This window comes from Dyadobacter sp. BE31 (genome assembly GCF_031457695.1).
In the GTDB taxonomy this organism is placed as follows: Bacteria; Bacteroidota; Bacteroidia; order Cytophagales; family Spirosomataceae; genus Dyadobacter.
In genome coordinates this window covers 67357-86151 of record NZ_JAVDXA010000008.1, presented here as the reverse complement: position 1 = coordinate 86151, position 18795 = coordinate 67357, and the positions used below count along the sequence as shown (strand labels likewise).

17 protein-coding genes are annotated in these 18795 nt (G+C 50.5%); 7 read left to right on the top strand and 10 right to left on the bottom strand.

Translation table 11 applies throughout. From position 1 onward, the window contains the following. Positions 1–46 precede the first annotated feature (46 nt). Positions 47–1162 (top strand): hypothetical protein, encoded by a 1116-nt coding sequence (locus tag J2Y43_RS30305; RefSeq protein WP_309991568.1) that lies wholly within the window; start codon positions 47–49, stop codon positions 1160–1162. 72 nt (positions 1163–1234) lie between these two features. Here J2Y43_RS30305 and J2Y43_RS30300 read toward each other — a convergent pair whose 3' ends face one another. The 3 genes from J2Y43_RS30300 to J2Y43_RS30290 form a co-directional block, all read right to left on the bottom strand. Further along, positions 1235–1816, bottom strand: a complete 582-nt coding sequence (locus tag J2Y43_RS30300; protein WP_309991565.1) for a DJ-1/PfpI family protein — start codon at positions 1814–1816, stop codon at positions 1235–1237. A gap of 89 nt (positions 1817–1905) precedes the next feature. Next, the gene (locus tag J2Y43_RS30295; protein ID WP_309991562.1) at positions 1906–2547 is read right to left on the bottom strand and encodes an SCO family protein; all 642 of its coding nucleotides are present in this window, start codon (positions 2545–2547) and stop codon (positions 1906–1908) included. 81 nt (positions 2548–2628) lie between these two features. Beyond that, entirely contained in the window at positions 2629–3021 is a 393-nt protein-coding gene (locus J2Y43_RS30290) for a hypothetical protein (RefSeq protein WP_309991559.1), read from the bottom strand. A 228-nt stretch (positions 3022–3249) separates the two neighbouring features. On the opposite strand from J2Y43_RS30290, the gene J2Y43_RS30285 reads away from it, so the two are divergent. The 6 genes from J2Y43_RS30285 to J2Y43_RS30260 all read left to right on the top strand — a co-directional run bounded on the left by J2Y43_RS30285 (position 3250) and on the right by J2Y43_RS30260 (position 8407). Continuing rightward, positions 3250–3834, top strand: coding sequence for a TetR/AcrR family transcriptional regulator (locus J2Y43_RS30285; RefSeq protein WP_309991556.1), 585 nt, complete (start codon positions 3250–3252; stop codon positions 3832–3834). A gap of 77 nt (positions 3835–3911) precedes the next feature. Further along, positions 3912–4322, top strand: coding sequence for an OsmC family protein (locus J2Y43_RS30280; RefSeq protein WP_309991554.1), 411 nt, complete (start codon positions 3912–3914; stop codon positions 4320–4322). Between the two features lie 219 nt (positions 4323–4541). Beyond that, positions 4542–4754 carry a hypothetical protein gene (locus J2Y43_RS30275; protein ID WP_309991551.1) on the top strand — a complete coding sequence of 71 codons (213 nt, stop codon included), beginning with the start codon at positions 4542–4544 and terminating at the stop codon, positions 4752–4754. 425 nt (positions 4755–5179) lie between these two features. Beyond that, complete coding sequence (locus J2Y43_RS30270) at positions 5180–5680, top strand: methylated-DNA--[protein]-cysteine S-methyltransferase (protein ID WP_309991548.1); 501 nt, start codon at positions 5180–5182, stop codon at positions 5678–5680. A gap of 178 nt (positions 5681–5858) precedes the next feature. Further along, complete coding sequence (locus tag J2Y43_RS30265; protein WP_309991545.1) at positions 5859–7463, top strand: ABC-F family ATP-binding cassette domain-containing protein; 1605 nt, start codon at positions 5859–5861, stop codon at positions 7461–7463. A gap of 29 nt (positions 7464–7492) precedes the next feature. Continuing rightward, on the top strand, positions 7493–8407 hold the full coding sequence (locus tag J2Y43_RS30260; RefSeq protein WP_309991543.1) for a pirin family protein: 915 nt from the start codon (positions 7493–7495) through the stop codon (positions 8405–8407). Positions 8408–8489: 82 nt separating this feature from the next. Here J2Y43_RS30260 and J2Y43_RS30255 read toward each other — a convergent pair whose 3' ends face one another. The 7 genes from J2Y43_RS30255 to J2Y43_RS30225 form a co-directional block, all read right to left on the bottom strand. Then, the gene (locus J2Y43_RS30255) at positions 8490–9308 is read right to left on the bottom strand and encodes an AraC family transcriptional regulator (protein WP_309991540.1); all 819 of its coding nucleotides are present in this window, start codon (positions 9306–9308) and stop codon (positions 8490–8492) included. A gap of 15 nt (positions 9309–9323) precedes the next feature. Continuing rightward, positions 9324–10211, bottom strand: coding sequence for an oxidoreductase (locus tag J2Y43_RS30250; RefSeq protein WP_309991537.1), 888 nt, complete (start codon positions 10209–10211; stop codon positions 9324–9326). 89 nt (positions 10212–10300) lie between these two features. Beyond that, complete coding sequence (locus tag J2Y43_RS30245) at positions 10301–10978, bottom strand: GNAT family N-acetyltransferase (protein ID WP_309991534.1); 678 nt, start codon at positions 10976–10978, stop codon at positions 10301–10303. Positions 10979–11304: 326 nt separating this feature from the next. Then, positions 11305–12126, bottom strand: a complete 822-nt coding sequence (locus J2Y43_RS30240; protein ID WP_309991531.1) for a helix-turn-helix domain-containing protein — start codon at positions 12124–12126, stop codon at positions 11305–11307. A gap of 88 nt (positions 12127–12214) precedes the next feature. Next, positions 12215–16276, bottom strand: a complete 4062-nt coding sequence (locus J2Y43_RS30235; protein WP_309991529.1) for an FG-GAP-like repeat-containing protein — start codon at positions 16274–16276, stop codon at positions 12215–12217. A 513-nt stretch (positions 16277–16789) separates the two neighbouring features. Continuing rightward, positions 16790–17926, bottom strand: coding sequence for a histidine kinase (locus J2Y43_RS30230; RefSeq protein WP_309991525.1), 1137 nt, complete (start codon positions 17924–17926; stop codon positions 16790–16792). Between the two features lie 10 nt (positions 17927–17936). After that, positions 17937–18740, bottom strand: a complete 804-nt coding sequence (locus J2Y43_RS30225; protein WP_309991522.1) for a LytTR family DNA-binding domain-containing protein — start codon at positions 18738–18740, stop codon at positions 17937–17939. Positions 18741–18795 lie beyond the last annotated feature (55 nt).

The following is an 18795-nucleotide window of genomic DNA, read 5'->3' as shown; positions in this document are numbered from 1 at the left end:
TGTAAGAGGCGTGTACTCAACCCCAGGAACATTCACCAAATTTGTAATGAAAAAATTACTACAATCGTCACTCGCATTGCTGATATCGCTTTGCGCTACCCAAAATACATTTTCCCAAGGCTGTGTCGCCATTCGCGGCACGGGTAATGCATGCATGATCGCGCACGCCGACAGCAGCAACCACAGCCAGTGGGTAGTGAGTGCCAGCGCCCGTTATTTCAAATCATTCCGCCATTTTTCAGGCAAAACCGAAAACAAGGAACGGCTCGTCCAGCACACCGAGGTGATCAATCACACGGCGTCGGTCGATATCAATATCATGCGCATTCTGAACGACCGCTGGTCATTGATGGTCGATCTTCCGATCATTTCAAATGCCCGCTCTTCACTCTACGAACACGGGCTGGTGAATGGTGCCAACAAGTTCAATGAGCGGCATAGTATGCATTCGTTTGGTATCGGCGATCTGCGCATTGCCGCTTACCGCTGGCTATTTGATCCGAAAAAGAGCTACCGGGGCAATATCCAGCTTGGCTTGGGTATCAAGCTGCCTACCGGCGATTACAACTACCAGGATTACTGGTACAATGTAGGCCCGAACGGCACAAAAGAGCTGCGTACCGTCGACCAGTCCATTCAGCTGGGCGATGGCGGAACCGGCGTGACCGTAGAGCTGAATACATTTTACAACATCTTCCACAACTTCGGCGTATACGGTAATTTCTTTTACCTCGTGAACCCGCGAGAGCAGAATGGCGTACGCACCTACCGCGAAACCCTTTCACCACGCCTTGCCAACGAGGCTATTATGAGCGTCCCCGACCAATACATGGCGCGTGGAGGTTTCAGCTATTCACTTAATCCATTTTTGAAAGGCTGGGCAGTGGCTGCCGGCGCCCGCCTGGAAGGTATTCCCGTGCATGACCTCGTAGGCGGCAGCGGCGATTTCCGTCGGCCCGGTTACGTGTGGAGCGTGGAGCCCGGCATCACCTATTCCGGAGAGAAATTCAGCTTTTTCGCTACGGTACCGGTTGCATTCGTCAGAAACCGCACCCAAAGCGTAACCGACAAAGCGTATTCCGACAAAAGCGGCGTCTTCACCCGCGGCGACGCTGCATTTGCTGATTACTCGATCAATGCAGGTGTTTCCTTCAAGTTTTAATTCCAATTCATACATCGTTAAAAAAGCCAGACCTGCAATGCAAGTCTGGCTTTTTTAGCTTCAAAACATCTTTTAAATACCGCTGATCTGCACGCCGAGCAGTTTGTAAAACTCCTTCAAAATGGCCGGGTGACCGGGCCATGCGGGCGAAGTAACCAGGTTGCCATCCACAATCGCCTGATCGGCCGGGATATTCTTCCAGGTTCCGCCGGCCAGTTCGATATCAGGGCCTACGGCTACATAGGCCGTCAGTGTCCGGCCTTGCAGCACTTTTGCGGCGGTAAGTATCTGGATCCCGTGGCAAATGGCTGCCACCGGCTTGTTGGCTTCAAAGAAATGGCGGGTAATTTCCAACACACGCTTGTTGAGGCGTGTGTACTCGGGCGCTCGTCCGCCTGCGATGTAAAGCCCGTCATAATCAGCCGGATTGACACCGTCAAAATCGGCGGTTATCGCAAAACGATGGCCTTGCGTTTCCTTGTAGGTCTGGTCACCTACAAAGTCGTGCACGGCGGTAGGCACAGTGTCTCCCTTTTGGCGATCGGGGGCAAGGGTATCCACTTCAAACCCGACAGAGAGCAAGGCCTGGTAAGGCACCATAGCCTCATAATCTTCAACATAATCCCCTGCCAGCAACAGAATTTTCTTCGACATAATGGTTTAAGGTTAGTGATTAAAGATGTTGTATTGCACTTAAAGCTACATGAAAATCGGCCTCCTGGTTCCTCCGGAGACCGATTTTACTATTCATATTCTTTGAGCAGCGTTCGGATATCCCGGATGAGCTCGTAGGTGCCTTCATCGGTGGTCCCGTCGTACATGCCGCGGATGTGACGGTCTTTGTCCAGCAGCACAAAATGCCCGCTATGCAGGAATCCACCCGGCGATTTGGCGTCCTCGGCGGCGGTAATGAGGTAATGCCGCTGACCGATATCGTAGATCTTTTCCCGGTCGCCGGTCACAAATTGCCAGGTTGCATTGCTCACACCCAGGTCGTTGGCGTAGGTTTTCAAAACTGCGGGAGTATCATGCTCCGGGTCGATGGTGTGAGACAGAATCCGGACGGTCGGGTTATCCTTTATCTCATCGTACACTTTGAGCATATTCTTTTTCATCACAGGGCAAATCGTCGGACAGGTCGTAAAGAAGAAGTCGGCAACGTAGATTTTGTCTTTGAAATCCTGTTCGGAGACGGCTTTGTTATCCTGATTGGTGAATGAAAATGCCGGAATCGACGGATAGTCCGTTTCCTCGATGGCTTTTCCTCCAACCGTTTTAATAACGGTATGAGGCTCTCCCAGATAAGGGAGTTTGCGGTCTTTGCAGGCAGGCAGCATAGCCACTGCCAGCAAACCGACGATGATTCTTCGGGTATGCAAGCGCATAGTAAGTTTTGAAAATAAGGAAATGGAAAGGATGGACGCTGCTTTGGGCCGCGCCGTTCGAAAACTCAAAAAAGTGGCTCCCTAAGCCAATGGGGGATGAAAAATGTCCGCAGTTACCGTGCGGGAAAGGAATGGAGAGATATAGTCAAATGTTACGTTCAACCGCCCTTCAAAATGCTCCGGATACTTGAAAATGAATGGCTTAGCGGTGTCCATAGACTGGAATAACAGGTTGGCCATGAAAGTTTGCTCGGCCCGGCGCTCATCCTGCTTCTTCGCATCGACAATCTTCTCGGCGAGGTAACATTTGCCTTCACAGACTGCGATCGGGTTGTCGCGGTTCACACAGAGGTTCGCGATGATATATTCCTTCCGCAATTCATAATCCAGGTACACCAAAGGAATAACCCACGCTTTGACAAGCATCAGAAGCGCGAAGCCCAGGGTAATCCATTGTTTGCCGGATGCTTTCAAAAAAGGGAAGCAGTTTTTAATAATGAATAAATGCTCTGCAAAGCTAATGTCCGATGGTTGAGATACCAAATCCGTAATACCCAACAGGGGACACCCATTCCTCCATCCTCCCCTTCCTCCATCGCCACTATCGAAACCAGCCAAAACGTCCTTCAAAAAATATTTTCATTTTTATTTTGTACCAATTAGTAAAGTATTATACCTTTGTATTATCAAACGAAGCAAACAATGGCAGGCAGACCTAAAATATATGACGAAACAGCGATCCTGGACAAGGCGGTGGAAGTCTTTTGGGAGAAAGGATATGCCAACGCGACTGCCGACGACCTGCTCAATGCCATGGGAATCGGAAAAGGCAGTTTTTATTTCGCATTCAAAGGTGGCAAGGAAGAACTGTTCCGCAAGTCGATGGAGCGGGTCGTTGAACTGAACTTCAAAGCCATCCGCGACGCGCTCACAACCTGTGCTGACCCGGTGCAGTTTATCAGAGATTTCTTCCTGTCGCTCACCGGCAACGAATCGCCGGTTGGTAACAAAGGCTGCTACTTCGGTAATGCATTGATACAAGTTTCGGCCGACGATGCCGGCCTGAAAATGATTGCCGCGAAATACCTTCACTTGCTGGAAGAAATATTCACGGAAGCTGTTCAGAGAGGCAAGGATCTGGGGTTGCTGCAAACCCAGGAACCCGCCGACGCACTCGGAACTTACCTGGTGAACCTTTGGAACGGCATCAACGTGACGCGCAGAATGGAACCCGACCAGCGGAAGCTCGCCGAGCTGGTCCGTATGAACCTGAAGGTCTTAATCTAATTTTTTTATCCAATTTTGTACCAAATAGTACAGTTTATTTTTCAAACCATTTTTTCCATTTTAAACTCTAAAAGATCATGAAACGCAAAGCAACAGCCGTATGGAATGGTGATATCAAAACAGGCGCCGGACATATTACAACGGGGAGTACCGTACTCAACAAAACACAATACTCGTTCAACAGCCGCTTTGCCGACGGTATCGGCACCAACCCGGAAGAGCTCCTTGCTGCCGCCCACGCGGGATGTTTCACCATGAAACTCGACCTTGACCTCACACAGGCCGGCTACGCCGTTGAGTCGCTCGAAACGCAGTCGGTTGTTACGCTCGATAACGGCAAAATCACCAAATCCGAACTCACGCTGCAAGCCAAAGTACCGGGCATTTCAGAGGAAGAGTTCCAGGTCATCGCCAAAGGCGCCGAAGAGACCTGTCCGGTAAGCCAGGCATTCAGCTTCGAAATCGTGTTGAATGCAACGCTGCTTTAAGCAGACTGGTTATTGAGGAGTGATGGATGACTGATTTTCAGCAAGTTATCCATCACTTTTTTTGTACCTTTTAGCAATCACCATCCCAATTACTTAACAATAAATACTACAATAATCACCAAAAATTGAGGGGTTACATGGCTTTGCACCCACAACCGAACCTTGTACTTTTGTAACAGGTACTAGATAAATTGTTAATCACCTTGAAAACACACTGCCATGCAATCCTCCATCACAACAACTAAAAAACAATGCAGCGGGGATCAATGGAGCTCCCTGGTTCCTTCACTTATTTCCACTTCCATGGGCGGCGCCGTAGTTGGCGGCAGCATAGCCAACATTTCCGGCGCGTTGGCCGGCGGCGTATTTGGAGTTTTCATCGCCCTCTGCTCCGGGTACAAAAACAGCAAAGCATCCATCACCAGGAACTGACTTTGAATTGGTTGAGGTACTGAATTCAGTTATCAGGGATGTTCTCGCTCCCAGAATCATCTTTGTATTGGCCGGCCTGGGAAGCATTGCTTATTTCTTTACATTTTGGTTTCAAAACCGTTTTATTCAAACCAACCTACCCGATCTGATCAGTACCGGGTTTCAGATTGTGTCCTTTACGAGTGGTTTTAAACTAGTCCTTCATGTGTTTATGGACTTGTGTAAACCTGAGGCCGTGATGGAGATGGACAAATTCTACACGGGCTACGGAGGCGCTGCGGTTTTGTGGATTTCAATTACCACTTTGAAAAAGCGGTTTAATAATCCGGATTACTGACGGGATTCGGATTTCACAGCTACATACACTGCCGATTCGAACCAATAAAATCCGGTTTTTTGTTGCATAAGGACAAAATGCAGCAAAGATGGGTATCTTCTTCAAAAGAATGGCATCGCCGACCGGCACACTAACACTCATTGCCAGCGAGAAAGGATTGAGAGCAGTGCTTTGGAACTATGACCCGCGAAAATCAAGCATTGACAGCGGCGTTGAAGATCCGTACCATCCCCTGCTGCTCGAAGCAGAGAAGCAACTGAACGAATACTTTGCTAAAAAGCGCAAAACCTTCTCTCTGCAACTCGACTTCGTAGGCAGCGATTTTCAAATACAGGTATGGGAAGCATTGCTGACGATCCCTTTCGGCGAAACGCGAACATACGGCGATATCGCGCGGCTGATCGGTAATCCCGACTCGGTAAGAGCCGTAGGCGGCGCAGCCAACAAGAACCCCATTCCCATTATAGCACCTTGTCACCGGGTAATAGGCGCCAACGGCAAGCTCGTCGGTTTTGGCGGTGGGCTCGAAAATAAAGCGCTATTGCTGGAATTGGAAGCGCCATATCGCCAAACCAGCTTGTTTGACTAAAATGGTCGCAATAGAGTAACCGATTGTTAACCTAATACACTTTCGGGATTTATTCTTATCTTTGCATCATTATTCACCAACCGGAAACACCAGGTGTAGGAGACCATTTCTTTCAGGAAAATAAATGCACGCGGCCGTGATGGCGGCTGCTATTATTCATTCTCAAAAGAAATTTTCTATGCTTTTTTTGCAAGGTGTTACGTATGCACACCCCAACCGGGATGTGCTGTTTTCCGATATAAATCTTACTGTAAATAAACAGGATAAAATCGCGCTCATAGGCAATAATGGCGCGGGTAAATCTACGTTGCTCGGCATTTTGGCGGGAAGGTTAAAGCCCACGTCCGGAACGGCAGGGGCGGATTCAAAACCCTATTTCGTTCCCCAATTATTTGGCCAGTACAATGCCTTGACGATTGCGGAAGCGTTGGGCATTCACGATAAATTACTGGCGCTCAGGGAAATCCTGGAAGGGCATTTGACAGACATCAACCTTGAATTACTCGATGATGACTGGGGCATCGAAGAGCGCTGCCAGGAGGCTTTCGCGCACTGGCAACTTCACGGAATATCCTTGTCCCAGCCTATGTCCGAGTTGAGCGGCGGGCAAAAAACAAAGGTTTTCCTGGCGGGAATCATGATTCATGAGCCCGAAATTGTGCTGCTCGATGAGCCCAGCAACCACCTCGATGCCACTAGCCGGATACTTTTATACGACTATATCCGCTCGACAAGTAATACACTCGTAATAGTGAGCCATGACAGAACCCTACTGAATCTACTTGATACAGTCTGCGAGCTCAGCAAAAGGGGCATTACCGTGTACGGCGGCAATTACGACTTCTACGCGGCGCAAAAGGCCATCGAAAACGAGGCGTTGAATCTCGATGTGAAAGCGAAAGAAAAGGCGCTTCGCAAGGCTAAAGAAATAGAAAGGGAGGCGATGGAGCGACAGCAGAAGCTGGATGCACGGGGAAAGAAGAAACAAGAGAAGGCGGGGCTGCCTACAATCGTTCAGAACGCATTTCGTAATAGCGCCGAGCGAAGTACTGCGCGGATGAAAGGCATTCACGCCGAAAAAGTGGGCGGAATCGCACAGGAGCTCAGCCATTTACGAAGCGAACTGCCTGCGGCCGATAAAATGAAGCTCGATTTTGACAATTCTTCCCTGCATAGGGGTAAAATTCTGATCAATGCGAAGCAAGTCAATTTCACTTATGACGGCCAGCCACTGTGGCACGAGAATCTCGACTTCCAGATTACCAGTGGCGAGCGCATTGCGATCAAAGGAACCAACGGATCCGGTAAAACGACGTTGATTCGAATGATCCTGGGCGAACTTCAACCTCTAACAGGCACTGAAACGCCGGCCATCATGGAACGAGCGGATTTCAAATCGATTTACATAGACCAGGATTACTCACTGATCAACAATGCATTGACTGTCTACGAGCAGGCGCAGCAATTCAGTTCGGGGGCTTTGCAGGAACACGATATCAAGATCCGGCTCAACCGCTTTCTATTTGCCCGGGAATATTGGGATAAACCCTGCGCCAACCTCAGCGGCGGCGAAAAAATGCGGCTCATGCTCTGTTCCCTGGCCATCGCCACGCAAGCGCCGGATATGATCATCCTCGACGAACCGACCAACAACCTCGACATTCAAAACATCGGCATACTCACCGCGGCGATTAACGAGTATCGAGGTACATTGCTAGTAGTATCCCACGACGCACATTTTCTGCGGGAGATTGAGGTAGAAAGGGAACTTACGCTCGGATGATTGCCTATCTTTAACCCAAAAACATTCCTATGCTGGATATCGTAATCGAAGCCCGGAAGGCGGCAATCAGTGAGTCGGTGGTGGTGAAGCGGATACTTCCTTTTCGCCTCAGAAGAATGGTCGGGCCGTTCATATTCATGGACCATGCGGGGCCGCTGGGGTCGGTTCCCGCCAATCCGTCGGCGATGGATGTGCTCCCGCACCCGCATATCGGGCTTTCGACGGTGAGCTACCTGTTCGACGGGCAAGTTACGCACCGCGATAGTACCGGGGTGCAGCAGATCATCAAGCCCGGCGAGGTAAACTGGATGACAGCCGGGAGCGGTATTGCACATTCGGAGCGTTTCGAAGATCCTGCGGCACTGGCCGGTGGGCTGGAAATGATCCAGACGTGGGTCGCGCTACCTGAAAAGGATGAAGAATCGACTCCCACTTTCAGGAACTATACGAAGAGCGAACTACCCGTATTCACCGATAACGGTGTATGGATGCGGCTCATTGCCGGCGATGCATTTGGCTTGTCGAACGGCGTGGAAACGCTTTCGCCGCTGTTTTACCTGCACGTCGTTTTGGAGGCGGGGGCCACTTTCCGGATTCCGGACGGATATTCCGAAAGGGCTATTTATGTAGTAAAAGGCTCGGTGGAAACCGGTGGCCACTTTTATCAGCCCGGAAAAATGCTGGTTTTTAATAAGAATGCGGAGCCTGTCATCAAAGCTCGGGAGAATACAACGCTAATGCTGCTCGGCGGCGAGCCGCTTGGCGAACGTTTTATATGGTGGAACTTCGTTTCGTCCAGAAAAGAACGCATCGAGCAGGCCAAGGAAGATTGGAAACAAGGGCGCATTCAGCTCCCGCCGGCCGACGATCATGAGTTTATCCCCTTACCAGAGGATTACTCCCGCCCGGCCGGTGCCCCTCCCCGACCCGAGCCCCTTTCCTGATAGTCACACAACATACCGTTGTGCAAATTTCCTGATACCATGAGCCATCAGGAAATTTGCACAACGGTTATATCTACACTTTTCAGCCTGCCAGCCTCGACGGTGGCACACCAAACATCTTTTTAAATGCAAATGAGAAATGCGAAAGGTCTTCGAAACCGATTTCGAGGTACACTTCGGAGGCGGCACGCCCCTTTTCCTTGATCAGGTAATGTGCTTCTTGCAATCTCCGCTGTTGCAGCCAACGGCTGGGCGAAGTGTGAAATATATGTTCAAAATCGCGCTTGAATGTCGCCAGGCTCCGGCCCGTCAGGTAAGCAAACCTGTTCATTTGCACATTAAAATGGAAGTTTTTATTCATGAATGCTTCCAGATCGATTTTGCCCGGCTCGCTGAAATCGAACAAGATATCTTTCATCGCGGGCGACGCGCGCAAAAGGATCATAATAGCCTCCCGCAGTTTCAAGGCCTGTAAATCCGCATCAATCAGCTGGTCGTCCTCACAGTACGGCATCAGCGATTCCATAAATCCCTTCACCAGACCGCCTCCTTTCAATGCAATCACCGACCCCGCATCCTGGCTTCGTGCATGATCCGCCTGATACCCGTGCTCCATGGCAAAACTCCTCAGCGTTTCCTGGTCGAGGTAAACGGAAACGGATTTAAAAACACCGTCTGCGGGTGGTTGTTTGATGAATTTCAGCAGTTGGTTGCGCCTGGTGAACCGGTAATCGCCGGGTTTGAAAACATATTCCTGGTCCCCGTTATTAATCGTAAGCGTCCCGGAAATCTGGTAGCTGAACACATGCTCGGGTGCAAACTGCTCCCCCTCGCGGTTCCGCGTGAAATAGCAGGAATACGCGATGGGAGATTTCTGTTTGTTGGATTTAAGATCGGCCATGAACAAAGTTAGCTATTAGGCGTTCTTTTTGATACCAGTGTACCATTTACCCATGGAGGTTTCCAGAAAATCCTCCGACTCGTGGTGGTCGGTTGAAATGCTCACCTCCTCCCACGCCTCCATCTCTGCCTTACGGGCAAGGTCGGCGCTTTTCAATATGCCGATCGCCTCACTGCCCAGTACAAGGTGAACGGGCGGCGCGGGATGCACTGCCAAAGCCACCATCACATCAGCTGCCCTTTCCGGATCGCCCACTGGCACGAATTTGCCGGATTTGAAATAATCGGTACGCTGGTTCACCATCTCATAACCCTCGATTTCACGGGCGTAGGTCATGGAAGCACCCGCCCAGTCTGTACGGAAACCGCCCGGTTCTACGCTGGTAACATGAATGCCCAGCGGTGCTACTTCCTTGGCTAATGCCTCCGTAAATCCACCCAGCCCAAACTTCGCCGCCTGATACATGGTGAGCCCCGCATTGCCGACGCGGCCTCCTACCGAACTGATCTGTAAAATACGGCCGCTTCTTTGCTGACGCATATAAGGTAGCACAGCACGGGTGATTTCGATCGGCGCATAAAGATTCGTTTCCAGCTGGCTGCGAACCTGCTCATCGGTATAAGCCTCAGCAGCACCAATGATCCCGAAACCGGCATTGTTCACCAGCACATCAATGCGTCCGAAATGCGAAACGGCGTCGGCTACCACGCGGTAAACCTGCTCGTAATCCGTCACATCCAACGATACAGGGTAAATCTGATCGCCATATTGTGCAACCAGGTCATCGAGCTGCGCGGTGTTCCGTGCTGTGGCAACCAATTTATCTCCGCTTTTCAAAACTGCTTCTGCAAGGTTGCGTCCCAATCCACGGGAGCTGCCTGTAATAAACCATACTTTTGTCATTGTCTTTGTGTTTTAAGTACAATACAAAAGTACCTTGCGCCGCATGGCCCTGCTTTGTTGAAAAGCTCAGAGTTGCTTTGTTAAAAAGCTCATTGCTTCAATACGTAAAAGTATATTTCGGTGCGGATCTCAAAACCGAGCGATTCGTAAACTCCTATCGCGCGCGTATTATCCGCCTTCACGTGCAGGAAAGGCTGTTCGCCGTTCTGCTGAATGCGGTTTACCTGCCGGAGCAGCAAATGCCTTGCATACCCCTTGCCCAGGTGATCGGGATGGGTGCACACGGCGCTGATCTCGGCGTAGCCTTCCGGATGCATCCGCTGGCCGGCCATTGCCACGAGTTTACCGTCGTCGAAAATCCCTTCGTAATGCCCGAAACGGATAGTTTCCTCCGAGAAAGGACCGGGAGCGGTGAGGCTCGTGAGCGCTACCATTTCAGGCACATGGGCCGGGGTGAGCGGAATAGTCACCGGACCGTCCGATCCCTGATACGCCGGCCCGCGGTAAAGCATCTGGTAGCCAGGCACCGCCGCCAAAAGCTGCCACGGACGGGGTATTTCCACGTTTTCGTTACTGACGAATATCACATTGTTATCGAAAGGAAGGGCATTATGCAAGGCGGCCAGCCCTTCCAGCGCCGGACCTTCCACCGCCACGAAGGGCGAAACTTCCGGCCGGAAATATGCCGAGCCTTCCTGTACGTTTCCGAGCGCACGGTTGTGCGTACGCAATGCGTGCCAGGCCGGGTTGTCGAGGATTTGTTTCATTTCAAGTAGTCAATGCTCAGGCTGACGTATATGAGCCGCCTGTTCATCGGTCAACAACGGCATAGCGTGCTTTGTTACATTTTTAGTATAAAAAACAAAAAAGTGGCTGCTATGAAAAAGCAGCCACTTTTGCCAAAACACACGAAAACACTATTCGAAACAGAAGGCCGCAAAGCCACTTCATGCTAGTCTATAACGGGTTGTCGGCCCGTATTTTGCATACGCAAAATTGATATTGCAAATATCGGAAAAGCGGATCCGATCGGCCCGCACGATCTGTCCGAAGGTTAGGACAATCTGAACATCCGCTTGGGTTACCTCATCCGTTAGCGGGCACCGGCGCGGAACTCTTCCGGCGTGAGGCCGGTCTGTTTTTTGAAGAAACGTGCAAAATAGGACTGATCGCTAAACCCCAGTCCATAGGCAATTTCCTTCACCGAATGCTGCCGGTGATGCAGCTCCCGTTTTGCTTCAATGAGCATGAGGCGATAAAGCAGCTTGCTAACGGTTGTTTTCATTTTATCGCGGAGCAGCTCATTCACTCTTTTAGGCGTGAGGCCGATTTCCCTGGCGTAGAATGCCGCCGACTTTTCCTGCCGGTAATGTCTCTGCATCAGTTGAAACAGCTTTACCAACCGGTGGTCTTCGGCTCCGGCCACTCTGTGGTTCCGCTTTCCGAAGCGGTAAAGATGGGTAAGATAGGCTGTCGTGTATTTGAGGAGCAATGTAATATCCGCGGCTCCTGCACATTCAAGAAGTATGAGGTCGAAAAGGTGCGTCAACGGCCCCTGCATTTCAACCGGAATGGCGAATGCCTCGTTTTCAAACGGCAGGAATAGCTGGCGTAAATGCGGCTCGTCGATGCGGTCGAAAATGTCATGTGCGAACACGATGGTGCGTGCACGCGGAAGCTTGGCAGCAGGAATAGAATGAACCTGATTGGGCGCCAGCAGAAACACGTCGTTGGCTTTCACCGGGAATGACTCGAAGTCGATGTGGTGTGTACCGCCGGTCTCCGAAAACCAGACGATAGCAAAAAAACTGATGCGGTGACTCGGCGCGTGATCCCCCAATGCCAGACCGCTATCCGACGCCATAAAGCGCGAGGGCGGCAGTTCGTGCAATGGAAAATCGGTATGTTGCGCCATGGGCTATTGATAGTAAGATCCGGTTATGTGAACGCGCCGGAGATCACTCCTGGCGCGTTCACAAATTTACTGACCGAAAACCGCACTATCACTTTTTGACCATTACTTTATGGGACGTCTGCGAGCCGTCGGCGTGTTTGGATATCAAAATATACATACCGGGAGTCAGGCCTTTCAAGTCAATTTCGGTTTGAGCATTGCTTCCCTGATAAACCACTGCCCCATTGGGCGAGATCAGTTTCACCCCTTTGATTGTGTTGTTGGCATTCGAACGGATGAAGAGCTTTTCGCTCGCCGGATTGGGAAACACCGACACGCTTACTTCCGCATTCACTCCCCGTTCCGCCGGTACGGCCAGTCTGGCTGCAATGTCCTCAGCAGGGGCCGGAGATACACTCTTCCCTTCTATATACGCTTGCACATAGCGCCATGGGCCGTACATCTGGCCGGTCAATGCAAGCGCAGGCTCATACCGGACGCGCACCCGCACCTTTGTTTCGGGGTCTAGTTTGGTTACAAGGGCTTTCAACTCTGTCCCTGCCGCAGTAAGATCGGTAAATGCCGGCTGAGCGCCTGTCGACTGCACGCTGTTGCTGATAGGCGTATTCGGCAGGCTCGAAAAAGGCTGCCCATTGCTTTTGGTTTCCCATACCAGCTTACCTTTGTTCCGTCCCAAAAAGGACCGGCTCTCGAGACCGACCCCGAAAGTCGGTTGAGAAACTTTCGGCACATAGGGTGTCGCCATGTCTGCATTATAAAGTCTCACGCTGTTCTGTTTGGCTTGTATGATATTGCCCCAGATCGGATCCTGATAATCTGCCCCTCCATCGAAAATTTGCACGCCACCTGCATCGCCGTTCACACCGTCCCGTCCGGGAATACCGACGACGATATCCGAAAATCCATCACCATTTACATCACCACCGCCCGATACCGACGCCCCCATCTGGTCCAGCGTGGCATCGCCCATCACTTCCCAACTCAAAGGAACCGGGTCACCGGTCCGTCCTCCCGGGATCACCGTAAATCCTCCTCTCTGAGCCACCTGGTGGGATAACTTGTTTTCTCCAACGATAATATCGCTATAACCATCGCCATTTGCATCGCCGGCGCTGGATACGGAGATTCCGAACGCTGCATTCGCCCAGTTTCCCGGATAAAAGCGTTGGTTGGCCTGCGTAAAGCCTCCCGAAGCCCCCAGATACACGGCAACCGATCCCTGTTTCGATAAGCCATGTTCGGGAATACCGATAACCGCGTCGTTGAAACCATCGCCGTTTACATCACCGGCAGCAGCTACCGATGTGCCGAAATGCGCATACCCATTGTCGTTCTTGAAAAAAGTACTGGTGTTTTCAACACCGGTAGAAGAACCATAGTAAATCCACGCGGCGCCACCCTCTACGGCTCCGGTATTGGTAGTCGGCGCACCGACGATCAAATCACCGTACCCATCGCCATTGGTATCACCCAGCCCTGCGACGGAGGCCCCCATGCTTGCATTGCTATTCTTTCCGGGCAGCACTTTGGGAACCGTACCGGCCCCTGTTGGCGAGCCGTAGTAAACATACGCGGCTCCTCTGGTGTCATTTACCACTTTGTATTTGGGCGCGCCTACGACAATATCCGCATAATTATCACCATTGAGGTCGCCTGCGCCGCCTACCGACATGCCATACTTGGTACCTCCCAGCGGTTCATATAAAACCTGAAAACCAACGGTATCAATACCCGTGGCAGCACCGAAATAAATCCTTACCTCCCCGCCATTCGGAATATTGCCATAACTTGGATTGCCAATAATAACATCGGCATAACCATCCCCATTGACGTCGCCCGCCCCTGCTACGGACCGGCCAAACAATATCGTCGTTGATTTCTGCGGCGCATTGTACCATGGCGGTCGGATGCCGCCTATGGATCCGTACAGAATACACGTTCTGCCGGAAGTAAGCGGGTCTGTCCCAGGCGCGCTGATAACAACATCATCGAAACCATCTGCATTGATATCTCCCGCATTCGCCACCGCCGATCCAAACCGGCGCGCTGCGACCGAGTCCACAACCACGCTTTTGGCCGACGTGTTCCCTGTGAGACCGCCGCCATGATAAATCAGCGCTGTACCTTCGTCGGTCTGCCCATTATCGTAGGTGTATGCTCCTATGACCAGGTCGCTATACCCGTCGCCATTTACATCCCCGGCAGAGGCCACGGCAGTACCAAGCCAGGCATCGGCCTGTTCACCCGAAAACACCACGCTTCTGTTCGGGAAATTCTTGGTAGGATTGCCATAAAACAGGAACGCGGCACCTTCGTTAGGCTTGGTGATTTCATAGTACCTGGCTCCGATCACGAAATCGCTGTAACCGTCGCCATTCACATCGCCGGCGCCGGCCACCGCCCATCCAAACTGGCCCTCCTTCTGATATCCGATCAGTGTCCTTTTATCCCCGATCGTCTCTCCGAGTGCCGAGCCGAAATACAGAAACGCGGCTCCTTCGTTGGTCTGGCTTTGCTTGTATTGATATGCTCCGAAAAGCACGTCGGAAAAGCCATCGCCGTTCACATCACCTATTGTTGCCACGGAATGTCCCAGCCGCGCGTCGATCTGGTTAGCTTCCACCTTAAAAGGATTGGCGGTAACAATGCCGGATGCACTTCCTTTGTATACAAAAACGGCCCCTTCATAAAGTTCACCGTTGGTGTACAATCGCGCACCTACAACCACATCGCTGAAACCGTCGGCATTAACGTCACCCGCCGACGAGACGGCATAACCCATCATTGCATTGGCCTGATTTGCTTCCAAGGTCACCGGGCTCACACCCACGCCGGACGCATTGCCGTAATAAAGGAAAGCGGCACCCTCATTATTCTGACCGTTGTCGTACTGATGCGCGCCGGCCAGGATATCGCTGTACCCGTCGCCGTTCACATCACCGGCCATAGCCACGGAAATGCCCAGGTTGGCCGATGCCTGGTTCATTTTCAGCGTTTGAACCGGGTTGATACTAAGGCCGGCTGCACTACCAAGGTACAGGAATACCACACCTTCATCGGTTTGGCCGGCATCGTAGTAAGGTGCGCCCACCAGCACATCGCTGTATCCATCCTTGTTCACGTCTCCCGCACTCGATACCGACATACCTGCCTGTGCATTCACCTGGTTGCTTTGCAGCACCGTCGCGGCAAGGCTCAGCCCGGCGGCGGTTCCGGGAAATACAAATGCAGCGCCTTCGTCGGTTTGCCCGTTATCGTATTTAGGCGCTCCGATGATCACATCACTGTACCCGTCGCCGTTGACGTCGCCCGCACTCGACACCGAATAGCCCAGCCAGGCATAGGTCTGGTGAATTTCCAGCCTTTTATTCGCATTAGCCGGTCCACCGCCTACGATCGGGTCGATGGTTACCGGAAATACCGCTTGCTCAACGTTTGTAGTAATCTCGATCTGATTGTTTTGATAGGCCAATGTCGCATCCAGGATTTTCCCGGCGGCATCCCAGCATTTCAGGCCATTGTAAACGAGTTCCTCCGTCGCGCCCCCTTTGATAACTTTGGTTATAAATCGAAGTTCATTTTCTCCATTATCCAAAACCGCTGCACCGGAAACAGCCAACTTTATTGCCAGTGACTTCACACCCTTGGGAGCGCGCTCGATAATGAAATTCTGACGGACGCCATTTTCATCATTGATAAATTCTTCTGAAAACGCACCGTGGTCAATCACCACTTTGTTTTCGTAGCTGCTGGCGTCGCCATTCTGCGCGACTGCATAAAGTAATTTTCCATCACCAAACACGCCCTGATTGAGGAGCTTTAATGTAAAATCCGAATGCGTCGAATCGACGCGTTTTTTGAGTGTCAATGCACCTGGGGCATAAGTGGCCCGAAGGTTTTGTCTCCGGTTCGGGCTTTGAAAAACGCCGGCCTCTTCATCGTAGGTAACGTGATACTCGCGGTTGGCAATTACCTCCCTAATGCCTGACAAGGCACTATCGGGCAGCAGGGCGTCGGCGTTGCCAGCTGTTTGCACATGCGTCACCGGCGCTACCGAATTTTGAAATGGGAGCGTTTGATAAATCTTTTTGTGCAATAAAAGACAAAACGCAAATAGAGAAGCGATGAGCAATTTGTAATGGTTTTTCATTGGCAATGGTTCGATACAAATAGTTGTTAACCAATTCGATAAAATAAAAAACAACAGTTCTGGCTAATATAATTGCAGTTATTACCATTGTAACGATCTTATTATGTAGCGGTGAAACTTGTGATAATCCGGTTGCATTTGCCTTTCGGATCGGATGGGGAGAATAAGAAACCGGCTGCCTGAACTGCTCAAAAGAGCGTTCAGACAGCCGGTTTTCTTAACGAGATGGCTAGCCCTTTACATCAGGATTGTTCTACATGAAGCTGTGCTGGTCGTGGTTTCCGGACGTGTAAAATTTTTGTTACCACTTGCTTTTGAAATAGCATTAAGTCGCGCTACTGTGAATCTGACTAATTGAAGTTTTGTCTCGAACGATGCTTGCGTTTTCATCAGGCTAATTGTTGTTTATGGGTTATTAATATCCCGAAGTAACCCGACGAAAATGCTATTTTTCAACTTTTTATACCAATATCTGTAAACGTTCGACCAAAACGCTACTCTCTTCGTTCCAGGCTATTCGACCGGAATTTGTACAGAAACGCAGAATTCACTTTCAGTTTCCGACTTCTCCAATTTGTACCGCCCCGGGTAGTATATTCCCAATCGTCGTTCGAGGTTAACCAGCCCAATACCGCCACTCCCCGACTTACTTCGCAGTGGTTGTGATGGCTTGCTATTCGTTATTTCAAACGTTAACAAACCAGCTGAAACATTGACCTGGACATCCACGAATGAATCATGCCGGGTAGAGTGCACGCCATGTTTAAATGCATTTTCAACCAAGGTGATCAGCGAAACGGTGGGAACTCGGTAGGTATCCTTCATGTCCCCATGCTGCTCCACGTTGATATGACAGCGGCGATTACTTCTCATCGATTCGAGTTCGATGTACAACTTCATATAGGCTAGCTCCGTTTCCAACTTGATAAACTCATCGTTCATCTCGTAGAGCGAAAACCGCAATATTTCAGAAACTTTCTGGAGGTATTCAGCGGCATCTTCAGAAACAGGTAAAACCTTGGCATAGGCGGCATTCAACACATTGAAAACAAAATGTGGGTTGATCTGCGACTTCAACGCCTTCAACTCCATGTTACGGGCGTCGTCTTCGATCTTTTGCCGAATAAATCGTTCATTGGCCGCAAACTTTGCAGTTTTCAACGCAGCAGGCAATATAAAGAACTGAACCTCCGATATATCACTGCTAATCACCAGCCACGTATTCGGGTCCCGGAGATTGAAGGGGGCAAGATACATGTTCGCAAACATCCGGTACCTCTCGGTCATGTTTTCCAGTCCTAAATAATAGTCCACTCCCGTGTACAGCGCCACCGAAAAAATGTGGTTGATCACAAGTGCAAAAATGAAAAGAACCAGAAAAAGCAAAAACCCCTTTATGTAATTGCGGAGCAAGTAGTAGAATCCTACACAGATATAATATTCAGGGACTATTTTCAAAAAATAGCAAAAACTTGCAATGGTAACGGTCGGGTCCGCATTCTTCTTTAAGATTGTAGGCAATGCATAGGAGTAGTGCAACAAAATAAATAAGACCCAGAAAAGAACATGATAGGAGATTCTTAACTTTTGCGTGCGGGGAAACAGCAGCCTTTCTATGAGTGATCCCCTCTTTGTAATATCGTTGTTCATTCAGTGGGCTTTATCTTTCAGTCAATTGACGGAGCACCTCGTCGCGCGTGGGCGACACGGCGATCGACACTTTCATGCCGTTCAGCATGGTGACCATGTTTCCTTCAATCATCTTAATCATATTGCGGTTGACAATGTAGGACCTGTGCGTCCTGACGAATGTAGGCGAAGGCAGGCGGGTAGTCATGGCTGCCATGGAAGCCAATGTGACCAGCACTCCATCGGTATAATACACTTTCACGTAGTCTTTCAGACCTTCGACAAAATAAATGTCCTTAAACCAGACACAATACATTTTGCGGTCGGCGCGGATCCACATGTATTCTTCCTGTGCGGTTTCAGGCCGCTGCTCGGGGATTTGCGGAGATGGTGCCTGCTGGCGTTCGGCCATTTCGCTGGTGCCCGTCTCAGGAAGCGGCCGCCCCCTTTCATGGGCCAAATGGCTGTCGCCGATCAGCCTCCTGACCTTCGTGACAGCCTTCAAAAACCGGTCGAAGCCGACGGGTTTCAATAAAAAAGCGGTAACATCGAATGTAAACCCGTCTACTGCGTATTCAGGATAGGCGGTGGTCATGATCACGTGCGCATCCGGGGCGTGAACGATGTTCAACAGATCAAGGCCCGATAACTCAGGCATATTTACATCCAGAAAAATAATATCCGGCTTGACCTCCGGGATCATTTCCAGCGCTTCCAATGCATTATAGCAACTTCCTGCGTAGGTCAACCAACTGAGTTTAGAAATCAGAAATTTAAGGACTTCATGAGCCGGTTCCTCATCATCCACAATGAGGCAACTAATTTTCCCTGTCATACTTAAACCACGTCCGGGTAGTAACTTATGAACTTACTGCCCGTGCAAAGCAAAT

Excerpts from the sequence above, each read along its gene's own strand:
- J2Y43_RS30305 (WP_309991568.1), top strand. The coding sequence starts at position 47 with ATGAAAAAATTACTACAATCGTCACTCGCATTGCTGATATCGCTTTGC.
- J2Y43_RS30300 (WP_309991565.1), bottom strand. The coding sequence starts at position 1,816 with ATGTCGAAGAAAATTCTGTTGCTGGCAGGGGATTATGTTGAAGATTAT.
- J2Y43_RS30295 (WP_309991562.1), bottom strand. The coding sequence starts at position 2,547 with ATGCGCTTGCATACCCGAAGAATCATCGTCGGTTTGCTGGCAGTGGCT.
- J2Y43_RS30285 (WP_309991556.1), top strand. The coding sequence starts at position 3,250 with ATGGCAGGCAGACCTAAAATATATGACGAAACAGCGATCCTGGACAAG.
- J2Y43_RS30280 (WP_309991554.1), top strand. The coding sequence starts at position 3,912 with ATGAAACGCAAAGCAACAGCCGTATGGAATGGTGATATCAAAACAGGC.
- J2Y43_RS30275 (WP_309991551.1), top strand. The coding sequence starts at position 4,542 with ATGCAATCCTCCATCACAACAACTAAAAAACAATGCAGCGGGGATCAA.
- J2Y43_RS30270 (WP_309991548.1), top strand. The coding sequence starts at position 5,180 with ATGGGTATCTTCTTCAAAAGAATGGCATCGCCGACCGGCACACTAACA.
- J2Y43_RS30265 (WP_309991545.1), top strand. The coding sequence starts at position 5,859 with ATGCTTTTTTTGCAAGGTGTTACGTATGCACACCCCAACCGGGATGTG.
- J2Y43_RS30260 (WP_309991543.1), top strand. The coding sequence starts at position 7,493 with ATGCTGGATATCGTAATCGAAGCCCGGAAGGCGGCAATCAGTGAGTCG.
- J2Y43_RS30255 (WP_309991540.1), bottom strand. The coding sequence starts at position 9,308 with ATGGCCGATCTTAAATCCAACAAACAGAAATCTCCCATCGCGTATTCC.
- J2Y43_RS30250 (WP_309991537.1), bottom strand. The coding sequence starts at position 10,211 with ATGACAAAAGTATGGTTTATTACAGGCAGCTCCCGTGGATTGGGACGC.
- J2Y43_RS30245 (WP_309991534.1), bottom strand. The coding sequence starts at position 10,978 with ATGAAACAAATCCTCGACAACCCGGCCTGGCACGCATTGCGTACGCAC.
- J2Y43_RS30240 (WP_309991531.1), bottom strand. The coding sequence starts at position 12,126 with ATGGCGCAACATACCGATTTTCCATTGCACGAACTGCCGCCCTCGCGC.
- J2Y43_RS30235 (WP_309991529.1), bottom strand. The coding sequence starts at position 16,276 with ATGAAAAACCATTACAAATTGCTCATCGCTTCTCTATTTGCGTTTTGT.
- J2Y43_RS30230 (WP_309991525.1), bottom strand. The coding sequence starts at position 17,926 with ATGAACAACGATATTACAAAGAGGGGATCACTCATAGAAAGGCTGCTG.
- J2Y43_RS30225 (WP_309991522.1), bottom strand. The coding sequence starts at position 18,740 with ATGACAGGGAAAATTAGTTGCCTCATTGTGGATGATGAGGAACCGGCT.